Source organism: Kitasatospora sp. NPDC057512 (genome assembly GCF_042802135.1).
Lineage (GTDB): Bacteria > Actinomycetota > Actinomycetes > Streptomycetales > Streptomycetaceae > Kitasatospora.
This window is the reverse complement of sequence record NZ_JBHVET010001136.1, coordinates 1-1,764: the sequence shown is the minus strand read 5'-3', so window position 1 is coordinate 1,764 and position 1,764 is coordinate 1. Positions and strand designations below refer to the sequence as shown.

General features: G+C 73.8%; 1 protein-coding gene. It reads right to left on the bottom strand.

Annotated features, from left to right (window positions below; genetic code table 11):
- Window positions 1–18: 18 nt before the first annotated feature.
- Window positions 19–1,614 (bottom strand): FAD-dependent oxidoreductase, encoded by a 1,596-nt coding sequence (locus ACFU6K_RS38340; protein ID WP_380671192.1) that lies wholly within the window; start codon window positions 1,612–1,614, stop codon window positions 19–21.
- Window positions 1,615–1,764 lie beyond the last annotated feature (150 nt).

Here is a 1,764-nt window from a genome sequence, read left to right as displayed (position 1 = left end):
CGCTTCGCCCGGCTGCGCCTACTTGGTGCCGCGCTTCGCGAGGAAGGCCTCGACCTCGGCCCGGATCTCCGGCGTGTCCAGCCCGCGCACCGTCATGGTGGTGCGGCGGCGCAGCACGTCGTCCGTGGTGTACGCCCACTCGTTGTCGGCCGCGTACGCGACCTGCGCCCAGACGTCCGGACCGTCCTCGTGGATCGGCCGGCCGAGCTCCGGGTTCTCGTCGATCATGCGGGCGATGTCGAAGGACAGGGTGCCGTAGTGGCTGGCCAGGTGCTTGGCCACCAGCGGCTCCATCCGCGAGCCCGGCTCGCGGTCGATCAGCAGGCGGTGCGCCACCGCGTTCGGCGCGCCGACGCCCGGCAGCGGGACGGTCGGGGCGATCGGGGACATGTCCTCGCCGAGGCTGGTGCCGGGCACGTGGGCCAGCTTCTCCAGCACGGTGCGGCCGATGTGCCGGTAGGTGGTCCACTTGCCGCCGGAGACCGACAGCATGCCGCCGCGGCCCTCGGTGACGACCGTCTCGCGCTTGGCGGCGGCGGTGTCGCCCGGGCCGCCCGGGAGCACCCGCAGGCCGGCGAAGGAGTAGGTGATCAGGTCGCGGTCGAGGTGCTCGTCGCGGATGGCGTGCGCGGCCTCGCCCATGATCTGGTCGATGTCCGCCTCGGTCGCCCGGACGTCCTTCGGGTCGCCGGTGTACTCCTCGTCGGTGGTGCCGAGCAGGACGTGGTCCTCCCACGGGATGGCGAAGGAGACGCGGTACTTGTCGATCGGGATGGTCAGCGCGGCGCGCCACGGCGCCCGGCGCTTGACGACCACGTGCGCGCCCTTGGAGAGGCGGATCGACGGCGCGGCGCCCGCGTCCTCCATCTTGCGCAGGTGGTCCACCCACGGGCCGGTGGCGTTCAGCACCAGGCGGGCGTCGATGCCGAACTCGCTGCCGTCCAGGCGGTCGCGCAGCTCGGCGCCGGTGACCCGGCCGCCGGTGAAGCGCAGCCCGGTGACCTCGGCGTGGTTGAGCACCACGGCGCCGGCGTCGACGGCGGCGCGCACCGTCATCACGGCGACGCGCGAGTCGTTCATCTGGTGGTCGCCGTAGACGGCCACCGAGCGCAGGCCCTCGGTGCGCAGCGCGGGCACCTGCTGGGCGGCGTGCGCGGCGGTGGAGACCCGGCCCATGCCGTCGCGGAAGGCGGACAGCGCCGAGTACAGGAAGACGCCGGCACCGAGCTTGGCGGCGCCGTGCGGGCCGCCCTTGTAGACCGGCACGAAGAAGGTCAGCGGGTTGACCAGGTGCGGGGCCACGTCGGTGGAGAGCGCGCGGCGCTCCTTGTGGTTCTCCGCGACCAGCTTGACCGCACCGGTCTGCAGGTAGCGCAGACCGCCGTGGACGAGCTTGGAGGAGGCGCTGGAGGTGGCACCGGCGAAGTCGCCGGCGTCGACCATGGCGACCTTCAGGCCGGCCTGGGACGCGGTCCAGGCGACGGCCGTGCCGAGGATGCCGCCCCCGATCACCAGCAGGTCGTAGGTGGCCTTGCCGAGCAGTTCGCGGGTCTCGGCGCGGGAGGCGGTGTGGCCGGCGGTGCGCTCGGCGCCCAGGGTCGGAATGGTTGCCATGGTGGTTGTGTACGGCGCGCGGGTCGGGCGGCGCCGTTACTCCTCTCGTGTGCGGTGCGGCCTCTGCGGGAGAGGCCGGTCGGCCCGGTGCGGCGGGCCGGTGAAACGCGGTGACACCCGCTGCCGGAACGGCGGGCGGCCGGTCGGGGC